We start from the raw sequence: 20,534 nt of genomic DNA on the forward strand, positions 1-20,534 counted from the left end.
CCGTTGAGGGGTTCAGGGAAGCCGGAATCATGCCTCGACCAGCGACGTCGCCAGGCGGTTGTGGCGCTCGATCAGGCGCGGCAGGTCGACCGTGGCGAGCACGCCGTCGCGCACCACCACGCGGCCGTTGACGATGCTGTGCCGCACCTGCGGCACGTGGCAGAAGAACAGCGCGGCCAGCGGGTCGTGGTGGGCGCCGGCCATGCCGATGGTGTCCAGCGGGAAGGTGACGAGGTCGGCGCTCATGCCCGGGGCGAGCGCGCCGATGTCGTCACGGTTGAGCACCGCCGCGCCGCCGAGCGTGGCGATCTCCAGGACCTCGCGCGCGGTCATCGCCGTCGGTCCCTTGACGGGGCCGTGCGAGACCCGCTGAAGCAGCAGCGCCAGGCGGGCCTCGTCGAGCATGTGGCCGCTGTCGTTGCTGGCCGAGCCGTCGACGGCCAGCGAGACCTTGACGCCGGCGTCGCGCATCGCGCGGATCGGCGCGGCGCCCGAGGCCAGCCGCATGTTCGAGCCCGGGCAGTGCGAGATGCCCGTGCCGGTGCGCGCGAACAGCGCGATGCCGGCCTCGTCGAGCTTGACGCAGTGGGCGTGCCAGACATCCGGCCCGAGCCAGCCGAGCTGCTCGGCGTATTCGGCCGGCGTGCAGTTGAACTTCTCGCGCGTGTAGGCGATGTCGTTGTCGTTCTCGGCCAGGTGGGTGTGCAGCGACACGCCGTGTTCGCGCGCCAGCAGCGCGGCGTCGCGCATCAGCTCGCGGCTGACCGAGAACGGCGAACACGGCGCCACGACGATGCGTTGCATCGCGTGGCGCGCCGGGTCATGCCAGCGCTCGATCACGCGCTGGGTGTCGGCGAGGATGTCGGCCTCGCGCTCGACCACCCGGTCCGGCGGCAGACCGCCCTGGCTCTGGCCGACGCTCATCGAGCCGCGCGACGCGTGGAAGCGCATGCCGATCTCGCGCGCGGCCTCCAGCGTGTCGTCCAGTCGCACGCCGTTGGGGTAGATGTAGAGGTGATCCGCGCTGGTCGTGCAGCCCGACAGCAGCAGCTCGGCCATCGCCGTCTGGGTCGACACCTGCGCGTGTTCGGGGCTCAGGCCAGCCCAGATCGGGTAGAGCGTGCGCAGCCACTCGAACAGCTCGCAGTCCTGCGCCGGCCGCACCACCCGCGTCAGCGACTGGTACATGTGGTGGTGCGTGTTGACCAGGCCGGGGATGACGACCTGGCCGCGCGCATCGATCACCTCGTCGGCCGTGGCGGGCAGATCGGCGCTGGCGCCGACCTGCTCGATCACGTGGTCGCGGATGTAGACCGCGCCGTCCGCGATCTCGCGCCGCTGCGCGTCCATCGTGACGAGCAGCGTGGCGTGGCGGATCAGCAGGGTGGGCATGGCGCGGGTCAGGTGGTGGGTCAGGGTTCGGATCAGTGTCCGCCGTCGGCCTGCATCGCGGCAATGCGGGCTTCGCGTTCGCTGGCCTCGGCCGAGCCGCCACCGTTGAAGAACAGGTTGAGCACGACCGCGCTGATGGTCGTCAGCAGGATGCCCGATTCCAGCAGCGGATGCAGCCCGTGCGGCATGTGCTGGGTCCAGGCCGGCGCGACCAGCGGGATCATGCCCGCGCTGATCGACACGGCGACGATGTACAGGTTGTTCTTGTTGGCCTTGTAGTCGACCCCCGCGAGGATGCGGATGCCGGTCGCCGCGACCATGCCGAACATCACCAGGCCGGCACCGCCCAGCACGAACTGCGGCAGCGACTCGACCAGCGCGGCCATCTTCGGGATCAGGCCCAGCACGATCAGGATCAGGCCGCCGACGACGCAGACGAAGCGGCTGCGCACGCCGGTCACGCCGACCAGGCCGACGTTCTGCGAGAAGCTGGTGTACGGGAAGGTGTTGAAGATGCCGCCGATCAAGGTGCCCAGGCCATCGGTGCGCAGGCCGGCGGTCAGGCTGCGGGTCGTCAGCGGGCGGCCGGTCAGGTCACTGAGCGCCAGGAACATGCCGGTCGACTCGATGAAGGTCACGATCATCACCAGCACCATCGTCGCGATCAGCACCGGGTCGAAGATCGGCGTGCCGAACGAGAAGGGCAGCACGACGTCGAACCAGTGCGCGCTGGCGACCTTGCCGAAGGTCATCTTGCCCAGCAGCGTGGCCACCACGCCACCGATCACGATGCCCAGCAGCACGGAGATGTTGGCGAGGAAGCCGCGGCCGTACTTGGCGATCAGCAGGATGCAGGCCAGCACGAACAGCGCGATGGCCATGTTGTCGAGCGCCGCGTAGTTCGGGTTGGCGATCATCGGCGCCGGCCCGATCGGCAGGGCCGTGCCGGCCGCCTTGGCGTTGGCCACCGCCTGCAGGTGCGCCGGGTCGGGAATCTTGGCCAGGAAGGCCGGCCCGCCCATCGCCCAGCCGATGCCCACGCGCATCAGGCTGATGCCGATGATGGCGATGATCGTGCCCGTCACCACCGGCGGGAAGAACCGCAACATGCGGCTGGCCAGTGGCGCGATCACCATGCCGATGACACCCGCCGCGATGATGGCGCCGAAGATCGTGCGGGCACCGTCCAGGCCCGGCATCGACTCGGCCATCGCGACCATCGGGCCGACGGCGGCGAAGGTCACGCCCATCATCACCGGCAGTCGGATGCCGAACCACTGCGTCACGCCCAGCGACTGGATCAGCGTGACGATGCCGCAGCAGAACAGGTCGGCCGAGATCAGCAGCGCGACCTGCTCCGGACTGAGCTTGAGCGCCCGCCCGACGATCAGCGGCACCGCGATGGCGCCGGCATACATCACCAGCACATGCTGGAAACCCAGCGCCAGCAGGCGTGGCGTGGGCAGCTTCTCGTCAACCGGATGGACGCTGGCGTCCAGGGTGGTGTCGGACATGGTTCTGGTCTCCTCGTGCCCGTCAAGGCGGGTCATCTGTGGAACTGCGGTGGGACTGCTGGGATGGCGTTGCCCGGGGGGTCAGGGCATCGGCGCGCCGGCCTCGAACCAGCGCTTGAGCAGCGCCCGTTCGTCGTCGGTGATCTGGGTGGCGTTGTTCAGCGGCATGAGCTTCTGCACCACCGCCTGCTGGTAGAGCGCCTGCGCGTGGCGCTTGACCAGCTCGGGCGTGTGCAGCGCGATGCCCTTGTTCTGCAGCTGCTCGTTGTGGCACATGACGCAGCGCTGCTGGATGACCGGTGCGATCTGGGCATAGCTCACCGGCTGAGCCAGTGCCGCCTTCTGGGCTTCGGTCTGCGGCGCGGGCGCCAGCCAGATCACCAGGCCCAGCAGCACGAGCACGCCCGCGCCGGCCTGTTCCCACGGCACGCGCTTGCCCATCACCAGGGCCTTGTGGCGGGCCACGAAGCTGTGCCGGATCAGCGCGCCGGCCAGCATCAGCAGCACCAGCACGAGCCAGTTGTGCGCACCCTGATAGAGCCAGCCGTAGTGGTTGGACAGCATCGCGATCAGCACCGGCAGCGTGAAGTAGGTGTTGTGCACGCTGCGCTGCTTGGCGCGCTGGCCGTGGATCGGGTCGACCGGCTGGCCCGCCTTCATCTGCGCGATGACGGTGCGCTGGCCCGGGATGATCCAGACGAACACGTTGGCGCTCATGGCCGTGGCGATCATCGCGCCCATCAGCAGGAAGGCCGCGCGGCCGGCGAACAGCTGGCAGGCCAGCCAGCTGGCCGCGACGATGAACACGGTGACGCCGAGGCCGACCAGCAGGTCGCCGTTGCGGCGCCGGCCCAGGCTGCGGCAGATGACGTCGTAGACGAGCCAGAACGCCAACAGGAAGCCCAGCGCCGCGCCGATCGCCAGGCCGGGTGACCAGTCGTGCACCGACTTGTCGACCAGGAAGGTGCCGGCGTTGAACAGGTAGAGCACCGTGAACAGCCCGAAGCCGCTGAGCCACGTGCTGTAGCTTTCCCAGAAGAACCAGTGCAGGTTCTGCGGCAGCGCCTTCGGCGCGACCAGGTACTTCTGCGGGTGGTAGAAGCCGCCGCCGTGAACGGCCCACAGTTCGCCGTCGACGCCCTTGGCGACGAGGTCCGGCGCGGTCGGCTTCGTCAGGCTGTTGTCGAGGAAGACGAAGTAGAACGACGAGCCGATCCAGGCGATCGCCGTGATGACATGGACCCAGCGCAGCAGCAGGTTGGCCCAGTCGAGCAGGTAGGTTTCCATCGCGTCCTCACGCTGTGCGGCCCCGCCACCATGACGGGGCACGCGGATGTGGATGGGAAGGCGCCGCACACGAGGCTGGGCACCTTCCCCTCACCACAGCGGGCTCTGTGAGGAGCGAACGTCGCGACCGGTGCATCGTGCAGCGCCTTTCGGGGACGCTGTCGAAGGCCGGGCTCCGCGGCGACGTGGGGGAAAGTGTATACACATCCGTGCACGATGCAAGATCCCGAAGGATCGGGATCGACCCGGATGGCGCGCCTCGCGGCGCCGGGCTCAGTGGCCGTGCAGTGCCGCGAAGGCGACCATCGCGAACGGCACGCTGAGCATGCCGAGCAGGGTCGAGGTGGTGACCAGGCCCGCCACGTACGGGCCATCGCCGCCCATCCGCGCGGCCAGCACGTAGCAGCTCGAAGCGGTGGGCAGTGCCGAGAAGGCCAGCAGGATCTGTGCCTGTCCGGCCGGCAATCCGAGCAGCACACCCAGCACCAGCGCCGTGCCTGGCAGCAGCACGTGACGGATCGCCAGCAGCGCGGCGGCCAGTCCGGGCGCCTTTTGCAAACCGCCGAACTGCAGCCCCGCGCCGACCGCCATCAGCCCCAGCGGCAACGCGGCCGAGCCGATCCGCGACAGCGTCGTCTGCACCGGGTCGGGCAGCACCAGCCCGGCCTGGTTGGCGATCAGGCCGGTGACCGTGGCGATGATCAGCGGGTTGCGCAGCACCTCGCGCCAGGTGTCGTGGCCGCCTTGCCGGGCCAGCCACCAGACCGCGCCGAGGTTGCACAGCGGCACGCCCAGCGCGATCAGCAGGGCGACCCAGGCGACGCCCGGCGCACCACCGAGCCGTTCGGCCAGCGCCAGCGCGACGTAGGAGTTGAAGCGGAAGGCGACCTGCGCGCCCGAGGCCAGCCGATGGGCGTCGACACCGGGCCAGTACCGCAGCAGCACGGTCAGCGCAAAGCCGACGCCGAAGATCGCCACGCCGCCGACGGCCAGGCTGAGCGTCGCGGCCGGGGCCAGCGGGCTCTTCACGATCGAGCCGAACAGCAGCACCGGGAACAGCATCCAGTAGACCAGCCGCTCGGCGGCGTTCCAGACGGTGCGGTCCAGGGCGGTGTGGCGGCAGACCAGGAAGCCCACGACGATCAGCAGGAAGTCGGGCAGCAGCAGCAGGGCGTGGGTCAGCATGGGGACAAGGTTAGCGGTGTCCAGGTCCTGGCTTCGGTACGAAGCATCCACAACAGCGGACCTTGCGGGCTTGCCCCACGATCGCGGTTCCCGCTGGCCTCGCTAGCATCCGGTCATCCCCGTCAGGAGTTCCCATGAATCTGTCCCGCCGCTCGATCCTCGGCCGCTGCCTGCTGGCAGCCGGCCTTGTCGCCGCCCCGCTGCTGGCACAGGCCCAGACGTCGACCTGGCCGAACAAGCCGGTGCGGCTGGTCGTGCCGTTCGCACCCGGGGGCACCACCGACATCGTCGCGCGCGCGCTGGCCGAGAAGCTCGGCGGCGTGCTGGGCCAGACCGTGGTGGTCGAGAACAAGGCCGGCGGCGGCGGGATCATCGGCGCGGACATGGTCGCCAAGTCGGCTCCCGACGGCTACACCTTCGCGATCGCGACGGTGTCGACCACGGCGGCCAATCCGGCCATCAACCCGCGCACGCCGTACAACCCCATCACCGACTTCACGCCGGTGATCAACGTGGCGGCCACGCCCAACGTCATCGCGGTGCACCCGAGCTTCATCGCACGGGACTACAAGACCTTCGTGCAGGTGCTGAAGGCAAGCCCCGGCCGCTACAGCTTCTCCAGCTCGGGCACCGGCGGCATCGGCCATCTGCAGATGGAGCTCTACAAGAGCCTGGCCGGCGTGTTCGTGACCCACATCCCGTACCGCGGTGCCGGCCCTGCGCTCAACGACACGGTGGCCGGCCAGGTGCCGATGATCTTCGACAACCTGCCCTCGGCACTGCCCTTCATCAAGGACGGCCGGCTGGTGCCGATCGTCGTCGCCTCGCCGCAGCGACTGGCCGTGCTGCCCGACGTGCCGACCTTCAAGGAAGTCGGCCTGGAGCCCGTCAACCGCATGGCCTTCTACGGCATCCACGGCCCCAAGGGCGTCAGCCGCGAGATCGTCGACAAGCTCAACGCCGCCGTGCGCCAGGCGGCCGAGGACCCGGGCGTGCGCCAGCGCATCGAAGGCACCGGTTCGGTGTTCGTGCTGAACACGCCCGAGCAGTTCGCGGCCCAGATCAAGGCCGAGTTCGAGGTCTACAAGAAGGTGGTCGACCAGCAGAAGCTCAAGCTCGACTGAGTCGATGCCGACGGCCAAGGCGACGGCGGGCGCCAGCGCAAGGAAGGCGCCCCCTCCGGTCGTCCGGGCCGAGGACCAGGCCGTCATCGACCGCTTCCTGGACGCCCTCTGGCTGGAGGACGGTCTGTCGCGCAACACGCTGGCCGCCTACCGCCGCGACCTGCAGGGGCTGGCCGGCGGGCTGGCCTTGCAGGACCCGCCACCGACGCTGCTGACGGCGGTCGACTGGCAGCTGATGTCCGTCATGGCCGCCCGCCATGCCGGCACCAAGACCAGCACCGCGAACCGGCGTCTGACGGTCTTCAAGCGCTTCTACCGCTGGGCCTTGCGCGAGTCGCTGCGCAGCGCCGATCCGACCCTGAAGATGACCCCGGCGCGCAAGCCGCAGCGCCTGCCGCGCAGCCTCACCGAGGCCCAGGTCGAGGCGCTGCTGGCGGCCCCCGACGTCGACACGCCGCTGGGCCTGCGCGACCGCGCGATGTTCGAGCTGATGTATGGCGCCGGCCTGCGCGTCAGCGAGCTGGTCGGCGTGCGGCTCTTGCTGCTGCACCTGGAGGATCAGGTGCTGAAGGTGCTCGGCAAGGGCAGCAAGGAACGCCTCGTGCCCTTCGGCGAGGAGGCCCGCCACTGGCTGGTCCGCTACCTGTCCGAATCCCGCCCGGCGCTGCTGCAGGGCCGCGCCTGCGACGACCTGTTCGTCACGGTTCGCGGCGCCGGCATGACCCGGCAGATGGCGTGGAACCTGGTCAAGAAACACGCCCTCACGGCGGGCATCACCGCACCGCTGTCACCCCACACGCTGCGCCACGCCTTCGCGACCCACCTGCTCAACCACGGCGCCGACCTGCGCGCCGTGCAGCTGCTGCTCGGCCACGCCGACATCTCGACCACGCAGATCTACACGCACGTGGCGAGGGAGCGGCTGAAGGTGCTGCATGCGAAGCATCACCCGAGGGGGTGAGGGCGCGGGTTCACCGCCCCCTCAAGTGCGCCGGCGCCTCCAGCCGCTTCGCGAAGGCTGACAGCGCCAGCGTCAGGATCAGGTAGATGGCCGAGATCGCGAGGTAGGGTTCCCAGTAGCGCGAGTAGGCGCCGGCCACGGTGCGGGCGGCGAGGGCCAGTTCGGCCAGGCCGATGGCGGAGACCAGCGACGAGTCCTTGATCAGCGTGACGCCCTCGTTGACCAGCGCCGGGACCATGCGGCGGAAGGCCTGCGGCAGGATCACGAAGCGCATCGCCTGGGCGTGCGTCAGGCCGAGGCTGTAGCCGGCCTGGGTCTGGCCGCGGTGGATGCTCTGGATGCCGGCGCGGAAGATCTCGCTGATGTAGGCACCGGCGTTCAGGCTCAGCGCCAGGCAGCCCGAGAAGAAGGCGCCGTGTTCCTGCCGGAAGGTGCGGGCGGCGTCGCCGGCCAGCAGCAGGCCGTGGTCCGGGTGGATCAGCGCGGGCATCAGCGCGAAGTGGACCAGCAGGATCTGCACGAACAGCGGCGTGCCGCGGAAGAAGGTGACGTAGCCGATGGTCAGGCCGCGCAGCGTCGACATGCCCCAGCGCGCGCCGGTGCTGCGCGGCGGCGGTGCGTCACCGGAGCTGCTGATCAGCCCGAACACGACGCCCAGTGCCAGACCGGCGCCGATCGCCACCAGCGTGAGCTTGATCGTCATCAGCACGCCCTCGACGAACAGCGGGCCGTAGCCGGCCAGGATTTCCCAACGCAGATCCACTTGCAGACTCCTGAAATCGTTTGCCAGTTTAGGCGGGCACCTGTGCAGCAAAAGCCGGGCCTGCCCGGGTAGACGATGGCGGCGCGCCATGAAAAAGGCGGACCCGGAGGTCCGCCTTGGCAGGTCAGGCAGGTGCGGTTGCCCGCAGGCCCGGACTTACTTCGAGGCTGCCGGAGCGGCGGCTGCGGCCGCGCCGAAGTAGCTCGTGAAGATCTTGTCGTAGGTGCCGTCGGCCTTGATGTCGGCCAGGCCCTTGTTGATCTTCTCGAGCAGCTCGGTGTTGCCCTTCTTCACGGCGATGCCGTACTGCTCGGGCGCGAAGCTGGTCTTGTCGGCAACGGTCTTGAACTTGTCGGCCGGGTTGTTGGCGACGTAGTGGATGACCACGCCGTTGTCGGCCACGACGGCGTCGACGCCGCCCGACTGCAGTTCCTTGAGCGCCAGCGGGGTCGACTCGAAGCGCTTCACGTTGGTGCTGGTCTTGCCCAGCAGCTTGGTGACGACCTCGTCGCCGGTGGTGCCGGTCTGCACGCCCACCTTGAGCTTCTTCAGGTCGGCGAACTTGGCGACCTTGCTGGTCTCCTTGACGGCGATCAGCTGCTCGGCGTCGAAGTACGGCGCGCTGAAGTCCATCGTCTGCTTGCGCTCGTCGGTGATCGTGATCGACGAGATCAGCGCATCACGGTCGCCCTGCTGCAGGCTGTTGAAGATGCCTTCCCACGGGGTGTTGACGAACTTGATCTCGAAGCCGCCCTTGGCCGCGACGGCGGTCAGGATGTCCATCGAGAAGCCGACGATCTCGCCCTTCTCGTTCTGCGACTCGAACGGCGCGTAGGCGGCGTCGGTGCCGATCACGTAGACCTTGGCCGGCGGCGGGGGCGGCGGGGCCGAGGCGGCGGCCGCGGCCGGCGCAGCTTCTTCCTTCTTGCCGCAGGCGACGAGCATCAGGGCGGCGGCGGCGAAGCCGGCGGTCTTCAGGAAACGGCGGGTGGTCCAGCGAGTCATGGGGGTCCTTGGTTGAATGGGGTCAAGGTTGCCGATGGCGCAGACGGCGCCGGCGGCAGACTGGAGCGCAGAAGTGTATCGGCCCGATTTGCACGATCGTGCTGACCTCGTTCAAGGTCGCAACGGGGGACCCACAGGCTGCCAGCGGCGCGTGCCGCCGACCGCTTCGATTTGCAGCATCCGTGCCGACTTGACCGCCACGCGCTGGTCCGGCCCCAGCGAGGCCGACTGCCACGGTCCGGCCACCGCGCGGTTGTCGACCGTGCGTTCGAGCGACTCCATCAGGTAGTCGCGGCCGATCCGGCCCTGCATGCGCGCCAGCGCCTCGGTGAACCACATCGCCGCCGCATAGGCCTTTGCCTGCTCGCGCGGCGCATCCAGCACCACGCCGCTGCGTTGCGCCCAGGGTTGCAGCGCCAGCACGGTGCGGGCCTGCAGCCGGGTGTCGTCCAGCTCGGCGCTGACCTGCCAGCCGCGGCCGAGCCAGCGGTCAGCGGCGGGCGGCCGGTGACCGCTGCGGCTGGCCGACAGCACGACCTGGCCGGGACCCGGGCAGGCCGGTGCCACGTCGCGCAGCGCACGATCGAGCGCCTCGACCCGGTCGGCGCCGGTCCACAGCACCAGCGTGTCGGTCGGGCCGAGCGTGCACCAGCGCGCCAGCAGTGCGTCGCCGTCGAGGTCCGGTGGCAGATGGAACCGTTCGGCACGCCGCAGCCCGGCCTCGGCCATCGCGTCGTCGAGCACGTCGGCCGCACGGCGCGCGGTGGCGTCGTCGGTCCATTGCGTGACCAGGCCGCCGCCGAGGCCGGGCCACAGCGCCAGCGCGGCGGCCTCCAGGCGGCTGCCTTCGGAACCATGCAAGGACCAGCGCGGCGCTGCGGCACCGGCGGGCGTCTCCGGTGGCGTGTCCAGCAAGGGCAGCAGGCAGGGCAGGGCCTCGCGCTCGCACCAGTCCTGCACGGGCGCCCAGCTGTCGGCCGACGGGCCGGCCGCGCCGGACAGCACCGCGAAGACGTCCTGCCGGGCCTGCCAGCCGGACAGCTGGTCGGCCCAGGTCTCGGGCGGGCCTTCCAACCGCCAGACCTGCAGGACCGGCCGCAGCCGCACCCGGGGCGACTGGTGCTGGGCCTGCCAGGCCTGCAGCGTGTCGAGCAGCGCGCGCACCCGCCGAGGTGCGGCGTCCGGGGTGACGATCGTCGCCAGCCGCAGCTCGGCCTGGGGCTGCTCGGGGCCGGGCTGGATCCAGCCCGGCGCGGCGTCGGTCCGCAACGTGGCCAGGTGGGCGGCCAGGGCCTGCACCGCCGCGTCGTCCAGCTGCGGGTAACGCGGCATCAGCGCATCGAGCGGGCGCCCGCCCGCATCGAGGCCGGTGCGCAGCGCCCGCGCCAGCGTGTCCAGGTCGTAGCCGGGGCGACTCAGGCGCCGGCCCGGCTGCACCGTCACGCCCGGTCGGGCGCGCGGCAGTCGATCTCCGGCGGCGGGCCGCTCCAGGGCTGCGGGCGACTGGAACAGGTCGATCGCGGTGATCGGCGCGACCCGCTGGCCGCCTTCGCCGCCGCCCATGCCGCTGTCGCGATGGCAGCCGGCGCAGGGGGTCGAGACCACCGCTCCGCCGGCACCTTGTCCGGCCAGTCGGGCGCCGTCCGGCAGTCGGCCATCCCGGTAGATGCGCAGTCCGTCGGATCGGCGATCGGCCGGCGCGTCCGCCGCCGGTCCCGCCAGCGCTGCACCCGTGAACGCCAGCCAGAGCGCGGTGATGGCGATGCCGATGCGGGTGCCGATGCGGGTGCCGATGCCGATGTGGCCCGCGTGGACCGTGGCGCCGGCCCCACGCACCGTCCGGGGAGCGTGGCGGCCACCCGGCAGCGGGCTGACAGGTGTCAATCGGGGTCCGGTCATGCAGAAATGAGGAATTAGGAAAACTGAATCAAATTCCGGGCGTGCGGAACGTGAACCTCTTCACGAACCGGTCTTTCGATCAGCTTTGCCTGATCAGGGAATCCCGATGTTTTGTCGTGTTCATGGACAAGTCTTGACGCCGGGCGGGTCATGAGTCAATTCACGTCCGGTTCTGGAAGCCCCAACTTCAGGAAACCATAAGACGAACTTTATGGAGTTTTCCTAATGTAGCGCTTCAGTTTCATCTGAAACACGTCGAGGACCAAAGGCCCGACGCGAGCCACACACAGGACAACACCATGAAAAACGATCAGAAGATGAAGGCGGGGCGTCGCACCGACATGACGACGACCGAGCTGGCCGCCCCTGCGCGCCGCCGGTTTCTGGGCTGGACCGGCGCGGGGCTCGGTCTCGGGCTGATCGGTGGCGCTGCCCTGGCGCAGACCGCCGGCAATGCCAAGGTCAGCACCTGGGCCGGTGCGACCGACCTCGCCATCTGGGACGCCGCCTGGGCGGCCCGCTTCAGCAACCCGTTGCCGAGCCTGACGGCGCCCGGCTTCATCTACCGCCCCGACGTGGCCGGCGGCAACGCCTACACCGTGGCGGCGGGCCAGGTGCAGGCCAATGTGCTGGGCATCCGCCGGGCTGGCGTTCCGCTGTTGACGACCGCCTGGGGCTACGGCCCGGTCGATCCAGTGAGCGGCCAGCCGCAGGTGAGCCACCCCGGCCGCACCTTCGTGGTCCAGCAGGGCGCGCCGATCCAGGTCAACTGGCGCAACGACCTGGTCGACGGGCAAGGCCTGCCGCTGCCGCACATCCTGCCGGTCGACCAGACGGTGATGATGCAGGTTGATCCGGCCAACAACCCGATCGACGGCGTGCCGATCGCCACGCACCACCACGGCGGCGACACGATGGCCGAGTTCGATGGCGTGCCCGACCAGTGGCTGACGCCGCGTCGGCGCCAGACCGGCCCGGGCATCCAGCTGGGCACGCCCGGCACGCCCGGCGTGAACGGCGACATCCTGGCCAACGACGGCTCGATCCGCTACCAGTACGACAACACCGAGGAAGCCTCGCTGACCTGGTATCACGACCACGCCGAGGGCCTGACGCGCCTGAACGCCTACGCCGGGCTGGCCGGTGCCTACGTCGTGCGCGACAGCAACGAGGCCGAGCTGATCCGTCGCAACCTGCTGCCCAGCGGTCCGTACGAGGTCAGCCTGCTGCTGCAGGACAAGGTGTTCGACGCCGACGGCCAGTTCGCCTATCCGGCCGACTCGATCCTGGCGCCGGTGCCGACCACCGGCCTGAACCCCAACCTGCCGACCCACCTGCCGGAGATGTACGGCGACGTCATCTGCGTCAACGGCGTGGCCTGGCCCAAGCTCGATGTCGAGCCGCGTGCCTACCGGCTTCGGCTGCTCAACGGCTCGGATTCCCGCTTCTACACGCTGACCTTCGACACGACCGGTGGCGTCGGGCCGTTCCTGGGCTTCCGCCTGGTCGGCACCGACCTGGGCTTCGGCAACAACGCGCCGACGCTGCGCACGCTGACCATCGGCCCGGGCGAGCGTTATGACCTGGTGATCAACTTCGCCGGCCTGGCCGCCAACGCGACCGTCGTGCTGCGCAACACCGCCCCGACGCCCTATCCGCTGGGCGCCCCGGTCGTGCCGGGCAGCGGCCCTGACGAGGTGATGGCGTTCAAGGTGGTCAAGCCGCTGAACCGCGCGATCCCGAAGGCCCTGCCGATCGAGGACAAGACGGTGCTGCGTGGCTGGGTCCCGCCAGGTCTGCCGGCCGGTACGGCGTCGTCAGCGCCGCGTCTGCCCGCCCTGCGGGTGCCGGCCGGCACGGCGGTGCGCCGGGTCCTGCTCGGCGAGGGCAGCGACGAGTACGGCCGCATCATGCCGCTGCTGGGCACCGTGGCCGCCGGCACGCTGGGCTTCCACGAGCCGTCGACCGAGAACGTCGTGATCCCCGCCGGTCAGACGACGGTCACGGAAGTCTGGGAGTTCTGGAACGCCTCGGTCGACTCGCATCCGGTCCACATGCACCTGGTGCGCTTCCGCGTCCTCAACCGTCAGGCCTTCACCTGCACGCTGACGCCCAAGCCGATGATCAACAACTGGACTGGCGTGACGATCTCGGATCCGGCCGCACCGCAACCGGTGCTGGCGCGCGCGGTGTCGGCGCCGAACCCGTACGAGACCGGCTGGAAGGACACCGTCGAATGCCCGCCGGGCGTCGTCACCCGCGTGCTGGTGACCTTCAACCGGCCCGGCAAGTACGTCTACCACTGCCACATCCTGTCGCACGAGGAGCACGACATGATGCGCTGGTACACGGTGACGAAGGCCTGACGGGCCGCCTCGACCCGATCACTGCACGGTGCCGGAGCCTCCGGCCTGTGCCACCGCCGGGCTGAACAGCGCGGCGGCGTCGATCGGGTCGAAGTGGTACTGGATGCCGCAGAACTCGCAGCCGACCTCGACCTGGCCGCGCTCGGCCAGCACGCTCTCGACCTCGTCGCGACCGAGGCCATTGAGCATCCGGCCGACCCGCTCGCGCGAGCAGGTGCAGGCAAAGCGCGGGTGCTGCGGATCGAAGCGGCGCAGGTCCTCTTCCCAGAACAGCCGGCGCAGGATCGTGTCGACGTCCAGCGTCAGCAGTTCCTCGCGCTTGAGCGTGGACGCCAGCATCGCGATGCGGTGGTAGTGCTCGTTCAGGCCGATCTCGTCCTCGTTGCGCTGACCGCCGCTGGCGGTGCCGCCCTCGAGGTTCTTCTCGCCCTGCACCGGCAGGCGCTGGATCAGCAGCCCGGCGGCGACGCGGTCGTCGGCGGCCAGCACCAGGCGCGTGTCGAGCTGCTCGGACTGCAGCATGTAGTGCTCCAGCACCTCCGACAGCTTCTGCAGCGGCTCGCGCTGGTCACCGTGCAGCGGCACCACGCCCTGGTAGGGCGTCTGGCCCGGCTTGCGGTCCTTCGGGTCCAGCGTGATGGCGCAGCGGCCCTGGCCGTGGACGTTCAGCAGCGCCTCGACGCCGGCACCTTCGGGCACCTCGCCGATCACCGTCGCGGTCGCCCGCAGGCCCAGGTCGGGCTGCACCTCGGCCACCGCCATGCGCACCGGGCCGTCGCCCTGCATCTGCAGGATCAGCGCACCGTTGAACTTGATGTTGGCCTGCATCAGCGTGGCCGCGACGCTCATCTCGCCGATCAGCTGGCGCACCGGCTCGGGGTAGCCGCCGGAGGCCTCGCGGCGCGCCAGCATCTCGGTCCACGCGCCGGTCAGGCGTACCAGGATGCCGCGCACCGGCAGGCCCTCGAACAGGAACTTGTGCAGCTCGCCGCCGTCGACCGGTTCGGACACGAGGGCGCTCAGGCCCGGGGGATTCGCGCGTGCCATGTCAGCCCACCTGCTGGAGTTGCGTGGCGTAGCGCCGCGCGTTGTTGACGTAGTTGGCGGCGCTGCGCGCCAGCCCTTCCTTCTGCTCGGGCGTCAGCTCGCGCACCGCCTTGGCGGGGCTGCCGACGATCAGGCTGCCGTCCGGGAAGACCTTGCCCTCGGTCACCAGCGCACCGGCGCCGACGAGGCAGTCGCGGCCGATCACCGCGCCGTTGAGCACGATCGCGCCGATGCCGATCAGGCTGCCGTCGCCGATGGTGCAGCCGTGCAGCATCACCTGATGGCCCACCGTCACGTTCTCGCCGATGGTCAGCGGCTTGCCCTCGTCGGTGTGCAGCACGCTGTTGTCCTGGATGTTGCTGTGGCGGCCGATGCGGATCAGCTCGTTGTCTCCGCGCACGACGGCGCCGAACCAGACGCTGCTGCCGGGGCCCATCTCGACGCGGCCGATCACGGTGGCGTCCGGGGCGACGAAGGCATCGGGGGCGATCTGCGGCGCGATGTCGCCGAGCTGGTAGAGGGGCATGTCCGGTCCTGTGTGGCGGCCCGGAGATCGGGCGGCCAAAAGGCAAAATTGTAGGGATGACGCTGAGACAGCTGGCCCTGGAGGCCTTGGCCATGCCCGACCCGGCCGACAAGGTCGCCGCCGTGCGTGCGCTCTGGCGCTCGGTCGACGACCTGCCGCTCGACCCCGACGCCATGCTGGTCGAACCCGAAGGCCTGCCCGGCCGCCCGGCCCGCCCGGTGCTGGTCGCCCCCAAGGACGTGCCGACCCGCTCGCCCTTCACGACCGAAGGCCGCGCCGCGCTGCTGCATGCGATCGCGCACATCGAGTTCAACGCGATCAACCTGGCGCTCGACGCGGTCTGGCGCTTCGCCGGTCTGCCACCCGACTACTACCGCGACTGGCTGCGCGTGGCCGCCGAGGAGGCCGAGCACCACATGCTGCTGGCCGACCATCTGGCCACGATGGGCCATGCCTACGGCGATTTCCCCGGTCACGACGGCCTGTGGCTGATGACCTGGCGCACCCGCGAGGACTTCATCGCCCGCATGGCGCTGGTGCCGCGCACGCTGGAGGCGCGCGGGCTGGATGCGACGCCGCCGATCCAGGCCAAGCTGCGCCGGGCCGGCGACCTGCGCGCGGTCGAGATCCTCGACGTGATCCTGCGCGACGAGGTCGGCCATGTCGCGATCGGCAACCGCTGGTATCGCTGGGCCTGCCGGCGCGAGGGGCTCGATCCGCTGGCGCTCTACCCGCAGCTGGTGGCGCGTCACCAGGCCCCGCCGCTGCGTCCGCCGCTGAACCGCGAGGCGCGCCTGCGGGCCGGCTTCAGCGAGGCCGAGCTGGCCTACCTCGAATCGCCCGACGGGCTCTGATCAGAGCGGCTGCAGGAAATAGCGCTTCAGGCCGGCCAGGATCATCTCGACCGCGACGGCGGTCAGCACCAGGCCCATCAGCTTCTCGATCGCCGACACCATCGACGCGCCCAGCCAGACGCGGATCTTCTCGGCCAGCAGCAGCACGGTCGCGCAGATCAGCATCGCGGCGGTCAGCGCGCCGGCCCAGTCCATCAGCCGCTCGGGCTGGCGCGAGGCCAGCAGCAGCACCGTCGCCATCGCCGAAGGGCCCGCCAGCAGCGGCACCGCGAGCGGGAAGATGAACGGTTCGCGCCCGGCGTCGTCGTTGCCGTAGATCTCCGAGCCGCCCTTGAAGATCATCCGGATGGCGATGATGATGAGGATCACCCCGCCCGCCACTTCCAGCGAGCGTTCGGACAGGCGCATCAGCGTCAGGAAGTGCTGCCCCCCGACCATGAACAGCGCCAGCACCGTGAACGCGATGCAGGTCTCCCGCAACGCCACCCGCGTGCGCCGCTCCGGCGCCACGCCGCGCAGCACCGAGATGAAGATGGGGATGCTGCCGAGCGGGTCCAGCACGAGCAGCAGGAGGACGAGGGCGGAGGTGAAGCTGTGATCCATGGAGGCGACCAGGAGAGGAACCAGAAAAAAGGCCCGGGTGATGGATCACCCGGGCCTTCCGTACGACTTCGCTTGCGTGGTCCGTGTGGACCGTGTGTGGTGGAGCCGGGGTCACTTGAACTTCCCTATGGGAAGGCCGTTCGATCGGCCCGAGTTCCTGCAGAAGTTCCTGCATGCCGGCTGGGTGAGTCGCGGCTCAGGAACGCCTTCTGTCGGCCGGGATGGTAGGGGGATCGGCAGACCACCACCCGACGCACACCAACCGCCCGGCCTTGTGCCGGGCGTTGTCCATCAAGTTCGGCATGCGGGCGTCGAGCTACTCCTTCGCCTGCCGTCGACCCGGCAACGTTGCCGAATTACCCGGGTCGCCGGGGAGGCGGCGGGCGGTTTCCTCTTCGCGCTGCACTGCCTCGCCGGGCTGATGGCACCAGCGCATCAAGGTGCAACGTTGCACTTTGAATGGCTGGCGTGCATGGGTCGCCGGGGGCACCGGGGGCAGCGGCGCCAGATCGGCCGGGATCCTCGTGTTGATGCGGCATCCCGGCCGATCGGGTTACCGGGGGCAGAGGCGGGGGCAAAGCGGGGGCAGCGGGGGCAGAAGGAGAAGATGAGAGAGGTCATTCACATCTGTTCTCTTTCCCCATGGGCTCCGGCCTGGCCCGGCGCCGTCTGGGCTGCATCGGTGGGCGGCCACCACCCCCCGGTGGTAGGTTCTTCCTGGCATCGCGGCGCGGGTACGTTCGAGCCCCGATCTTTCGCTAGTGAGTGTTCGCTCACTTTCCCCATGACCTGCCCTATGGGGTTGGGTACCCCCTACGGGTAGGTTCTTCCAGGGGGTACTGGACGCGGGTACTTTCGGCCGCGATGCCGGACTGTTGTTCATGTCCCCACAAGGGGGTTAACTGAAGCGCCTCCCGGCCTGGTGCTGGACCTCTCTGGAAGTGGCGCGCGATCGGGAAGCACTCTGCCCCCACCCTCCCGGGCGCCAGGCCTTCGGCCCGGCCAGCGGCTGCAGCGCGCCGACCTCGACAGGCACGTCCTGGGCCCGGCCAGCGGCTGCAGCGCGCCGACCTCGACAGGCACGTCCTGGGCCCGGCCAGCGGCTGCAGCGCGCCGACCTCGACAGGCACGTCCTGGGCCCGGCCAGCGGCTGCAGCGCGCCGACCTCGACAGGCACGTCCTGGGCCCGGCCAGCGGCTGCAGCGCGCCGACCTCGACAGGCACGTCCTGGGCCCGGCCAGCGGCTGCAGCGCGCCGACCTCGACAGGCACACGTCCTGGGCTCGGCCCGCGTACGTCACTGCGGGGTTAGCTATCTCGCTTCGATTCCACGTTGGTTCATACTTTCTGCGCCTTGGCTAGGCCCGCGAACCGAAGAGCGGGACACCTTCACCCGCCTGCCAGGGCGTTTCGATGAAGGGGCCTGAAGGGGCCGCGATGAAGATTCCAAGCTGGGCGTCCGAGGTGCTTCAGACGATGCGACCTGCGCCGGTCTGGCCGAACGAACACCCTGACTCCACTGAATTGATGGCTTGGACCGCCATTAAGGAGCGATTCGAGTCGCAATGGTGGTACCTCGGTGCTGACAAATGGCGTACACCTAGTCCCAAAGTTTTCCCATCAAAAGCATATACGCGAGATTATATTTCTCGCGCAATACTGCGTGAATCTATTAATTGCTGGCTTGAATGGAAAACTGTCGGCCAATCGGGCAAGGAAATACTCGATACTCTTTCTGATTTGAATAAGGTAGATGAAAGGATACTTGAAATCTGTGCTCAACTCTTGAATCAGTTTAAGATTAGGGATGAACTAATATCTGGAGGGGTGTTAATAGATTACCCTGAAGATTATAGTTATGTACTTGGGTCGCGGCATGCATTCAATCTTTTGGACGCACTTAGCATAACCGCAGGGAAAACTGATTTAGGGGGATGGTCGAATTCATCAAAGGGGCGATTATTTGCGGCAGGCATTGAGCGAGATTTGTTAACAGAGAGCCAGTATAAGACGCCGGGTTGGACTGATCTATTGGAGTCGCTCGCAGAATACAAAAAGGCGCAACCGAGAATTGAGCCGCCTGCACTTCGTGGCTTGATAAATTCAACAAAAACCAACAATACAATTATATCAATTCAATCACGCTCCCTAATTGGAAGGCTCGATAATTCGTATTCATTCCCGACTGGGTGCCTATTGAATTGCCTGACTCATAATCAATTATCTGCCTTGATTGAACTCACATTTGGAATTGAGCGCAGCACGATTCAGGCAGACACTACAAGGAAGATTGTTTCTAGGTATAGGGCGGAAAACCCATTGTCGGACGATTCGACGTTCTGATCACAGGTGAATCGTCCGACCTGAAACTGGCGTCTTAGGCGACAGTGTGATCCACCAAAACCACGGTGGATCAATCGAAGTGACACAAGCCAACCGCCCGGGCGTTTCGCCCATCAAGCCTGCAGCCCTCGGCGATCTCGCCGGCCTTCTGGCCTCACCTCAGATCGCGACGCTCCTGGCCGCAGAACAGCGACGAAAGGATGAGGCTGAAGTTGCAGCCCGATCTGACTGCCTGGCGCGAGTCCGGGTTGCTCGACTGGCAGAAGATGAGGCGTCCGGCCCGGTCGAAAAAGCGCTGGCAGAACTCCGGGCGCTCGAATCGAAGGTTGAAGAGAAGCGCCGGCAGGTGTCAGAGGCTTCGAACGCGCGCGCCGTCCTCGTCTCGGCGCGGTCTGCGATCGAACAGGAGTTGCTGCGGCAGCACTCTGAAGGGCTGATTCAGCACGCCCTATTCCGGCTCCAGCAGTTGCGCGCCGATCTTGAACAGCGCCTGGCCAATCTCGAATCCAACAAGTGGGTGAACAACACCCTCCCATCCGGTTTCGTGATATCCAGGAAGGAAAACCCGGAAGTGCTTCCCAAGATCGCTGCGCGGAGGTCCCAGCTTGATTTCGTCGCCGCTGCAGTCGACGAGATTTCCAAGATGGTCGAGGCAGAGCTCGTTCCGGCAGAAGCACGCGAACGCATCGCCTACCTGCTGAAGGAATCGGGCCTGGAGCGCCCCGAGCAATCCGAGAACGACACCCAGTAAGTCTGGGCATCAGCTGGGAGATCTATCCATGCCTGTGAGCGACACCATCAACCAAGCGGCCACCCGAGAGAGGTTGCTGCGCATGCCTCAAGTCGAAGAACTCGTCGGCCTGAAGAAGTCGGCGATCTACAACCTCATGAAGGCTGGCCGTTTCGTGCAACCCATTCGACTCTCCGCCCGCTGCGTCGTCTGGCCCGAAAGTGCCTGCCAGAAGTGGATCCAGGATCGGATCTCCGAATCGACCTCGAACCAGGCGGAGATCCGTCCGTGAGTCGACGCGCCAGAAAGTGGGCGAACGCCCGGCCGTGGAAGAACGGCGAGAACTCGGGAGGGGTCGATGTGGACACCGTGCTGGCTTCGGCGAGACACGCGCGTCGATCCGTGCAGATCGAACGTCAGCAGTTCGACCTGCAGGTCCTCGACGAACGGTTCGCCAGGCGACCGAGCAAGGGCAGGCGATGAGCGACCAGAACAACAGCAACGCGGTGCGGCAGAAGCTCGATGACGTCCGTCGGTCGGTGGTCGTGCTGGTCGCCCACCTGGTCCAGCATCCGGAGGCACTGGGCACCGTCGAGCAGGCAGAGCTTGCCGGCGTTGCGATGCTGACGGCAGCTGTGACCAATGCACTCCAGGCGGCAACGGGAGGCGCAGTCGGTGGCCACGATGCTTGACGAGGCCGGCTTCAGCCGTGCACACTGGACGTGTCCTGAGGTTCTCGGGATGCGGGCTTGGCAGCCCGGCAGATATGGCGCAGCAGCCGCGCCCGACGCGGCTTTTTCACGTCCCTACGGGCGTGATGCTGCGCGCATGGCCCCTTCAATGGTGGGCCGTGTGGGGACACCGCAAGGTGTGCCGGTTCCATATCCCGGTCTGCCAACCCTGCACGGTCTGCCGCCCTCTCTTGGCAGGGAGTGC

At 68.3% G+C, this 20,534-nt stretch carries 19 protein-coding genes; 9 read left to right on the forward strand and 10 right to left on the reverse strand.

Going from position 1 to position 20,534, the window contains the following annotated elements:
• Positions 1-27 precede the first annotated feature (27 nt).
• From ACWA7K_RS22065 to ACWA7K_RS22080, 4 genes are all read right to left on the reverse strand, one after another.
• A complete protein-coding gene (locus ACWA7K_RS22065; RefSeq protein ID WP_456164358.1) occupies positions 28-1,392 on the reverse strand; it encodes an 8-oxoguanine deaminase in 1,365 nt (454 codons plus the stop codon).
• 32 nt (positions 1,393-1,424) lie between these two features.
• A complete protein-coding gene (locus ACWA7K_RS22070) occupies positions 1,425-2,906 on the reverse strand; it encodes a nucleobase:cation symporter-2 family protein (RefSeq protein ID WP_456164360.1) in 1,482 nt (493 codons plus the stop codon).
• A gap of 81 nt (positions 2,907-2,987) precedes the next feature.
• Complete coding sequence (locus tag ACWA7K_RS22075; RefSeq protein ID WP_456164362.1) at positions 2,988-4,193, reverse strand: urate hydroxylase PuuD; 1,206 nt, start codon at positions 4,191-4,193, stop codon at positions 2,988-2,990.
• Between the two features lie 273 nt (positions 4,194-4,466).
• Positions 4,467-5,378 (reverse strand): AEC family transporter, encoded by a 912-nt coding sequence (locus ACWA7K_RS22080; RefSeq protein WP_456164364.1) that lies wholly within the window; start codon positions 5,376-5,378, stop codon positions 4,467-4,469.
• Positions 5,379-5,512: 134 nt separating this feature from the next.
• Here ACWA7K_RS22080 and ACWA7K_RS22085 point away from each other — a divergent pair, with 134 nt between their 5' ends.
• Together ACWA7K_RS22085 and xerD are read left to right on the forward strand one after the other, a co-directional pair.
• On the forward strand, positions 5,513-6,502 hold the full coding sequence (locus ACWA7K_RS22085) for a tripartite tricarboxylate transporter substrate binding protein BugE (RefSeq protein WP_456210272.1): 990 nt from the start codon (positions 5,513-5,515) through the stop codon (positions 6,500-6,502).
• Between the two features lie 4 nt (positions 6,503-6,506).
• Positions 6,507-7,463 (forward strand): site-specific tyrosine recombinase XerD, encoded by a 957-nt coding sequence (xerD, locus tag ACWA7K_RS22090; RefSeq protein ID WP_456164366.1) that lies wholly within the window; start codon positions 6,507-6,509, stop codon positions 7,461-7,463.
• A gap of 10 nt (positions 7,464-7,473) precedes the next feature.
• On the opposite strand, the gene ACWA7K_RS22095 is transcribed toward xerD, so the two are convergent.
• The 3 genes from ACWA7K_RS22095 to ACWA7K_RS22105 form a co-directional block, all read right to left on the reverse strand.
• Positions 7,474-8,226 (reverse strand): amino acid ABC transporter permease, encoded by a 753-nt coding sequence (locus ACWA7K_RS22095; RefSeq protein WP_456164368.1) that lies wholly within the window; start codon positions 8,224-8,226, stop codon positions 7,474-7,476.
• 156 nt (positions 8,227-8,382) lie between these two features.
• Entirely contained in the window at positions 8,383-9,231 is an 849-nt protein-coding gene (locus ACWA7K_RS22100; RefSeq protein ID WP_456164370.1) for a basic amino acid ABC transporter substrate-binding protein, read from the reverse strand.
• A gap of 111 nt (positions 9,232-9,342) precedes the next feature.
• A complete protein-coding gene (locus tag ACWA7K_RS22105) occupies positions 9,343-11,130 on the reverse strand; it encodes a c-type cytochrome (RefSeq protein ID WP_456210274.1) in 1,788 nt (595 codons plus the stop codon).
• 299 nt (positions 11,131-11,429) lie between these two features.
• Here ACWA7K_RS22105 and ACWA7K_RS22110 point away from each other — a divergent pair, with 299 nt between their 5' ends.
• Entirely contained in the window at positions 11,430-13,496 is a 2,067-nt protein-coding gene (locus tag ACWA7K_RS22110; RefSeq protein ID WP_456164374.1) for a multicopper oxidase family protein, read from the forward strand.
• A gap of 18 nt (positions 13,497-13,514) precedes the next feature.
• Here ACWA7K_RS22110 and hslO read toward each other — a convergent pair whose 3' ends face one another.
• Together hslO and ACWA7K_RS22120 are read right to left on the reverse strand one after the other, a co-directional pair.
• Entirely contained in the window at positions 13,515-14,543 is a 1,029-nt protein-coding gene (hslO, locus tag ACWA7K_RS22115; RefSeq protein ID WP_456164376.1) for an Hsp33 family molecular chaperone HslO, read from the reverse strand.
• A 1-nt stretch (position 14,544) separates the two neighbouring features.
• Positions 14,545-15,069 (reverse strand): gamma carbonic anhydrase family protein, encoded by a 525-nt coding sequence (locus ACWA7K_RS22120; RefSeq protein ID WP_456164378.1) that lies wholly within the window; start codon positions 15,067-15,069, stop codon positions 14,545-14,547.
• Between the two features lie 56 nt (positions 15,070-15,125).
• Here ACWA7K_RS22120 and ACWA7K_RS22125 point away from each other — a divergent pair, with 56 nt between their 5' ends.
• The gene (locus ACWA7K_RS22125; protein WP_456164380.1) at positions 15,126-15,923 is read left to right on the forward strand and encodes a ferritin-like domain-containing protein; all 798 of its coding nucleotides are present in this window, start codon (positions 15,126-15,128) and stop codon (positions 15,921-15,923) included.
• Here ACWA7K_RS22125 and ACWA7K_RS22130 read toward each other — a convergent pair whose 3' ends face one another.
• Positions 15,924-16,526, reverse strand: coding sequence for a MarC family protein (locus ACWA7K_RS22130; RefSeq protein WP_456164382.1), 603 nt, complete (start codon positions 16,524-16,526; stop codon positions 15,924-15,926).
• A gap of 1,436 nt (positions 16,527-17,962) precedes the next feature.
• Between ACWA7K_RS22130 and ACWA7K_RS22135 the strand changes: the two genes are divergently transcribed.
• The 5 genes from ACWA7K_RS22135 (at position 17,963) to ACWA7K_RS22155 (ending at position 20,290) form a co-directional block, all read left to right on the forward strand.
• Positions 17,963-18,868: a hypothetical protein gene (locus ACWA7K_RS22135; RefSeq protein WP_456164384.1), complete on the forward strand. Its 906-nt coding sequence runs from the start codon at positions 17,963-17,965 to the stop codon at positions 18,866-18,868.
• Positions 18,869-18,947: 79 nt separating this feature from the next.
• Entirely contained in the window at positions 18,948-19,619 is a 672-nt protein-coding gene (locus ACWA7K_RS22140; RefSeq protein WP_456164386.1) for a hypothetical protein, read from the forward strand.
• 28 nt (positions 19,620-19,647) lie between these two features.
• Positions 19,648-19,890, forward strand: coding sequence for a helix-turn-helix transcriptional regulator (locus tag ACWA7K_RS22145; RefSeq protein WP_456164388.1), 243 nt, complete (start codon positions 19,648-19,650; stop codon positions 19,888-19,890).
• Positions 19,887-20,081 carry a hypothetical protein gene (locus ACWA7K_RS22150; RefSeq protein ID WP_456164390.1) on the forward strand — a complete coding sequence of 65 codons (195 nt, stop codon included), beginning with the start codon at positions 19,887-19,889 and terminating at the stop codon, positions 20,079-20,081. The genes ACWA7K_RS22145 and ACWA7K_RS22150 overlap by 4 nt, the downstream gene beginning before the upstream one ends.
• The gene (locus ACWA7K_RS22155; protein WP_456164392.1) at positions 20,078-20,290 is read left to right on the forward strand and encodes a hypothetical protein; all 213 of its coding nucleotides are present in this window, start codon (positions 20,078-20,080) and stop codon (positions 20,288-20,290) included. Before ACWA7K_RS22150 ends, ACWA7K_RS22155 begins: the two co-directional genes overlap by 4 nt.
• The last annotated feature ends 244 nt before the right edge of the window (positions 20,291-20,534 follow it).

The sequence above is a fragment of the Leptothrix mechoopdaensis (SeqCode) genome (genome assembly GCF_053893855.1).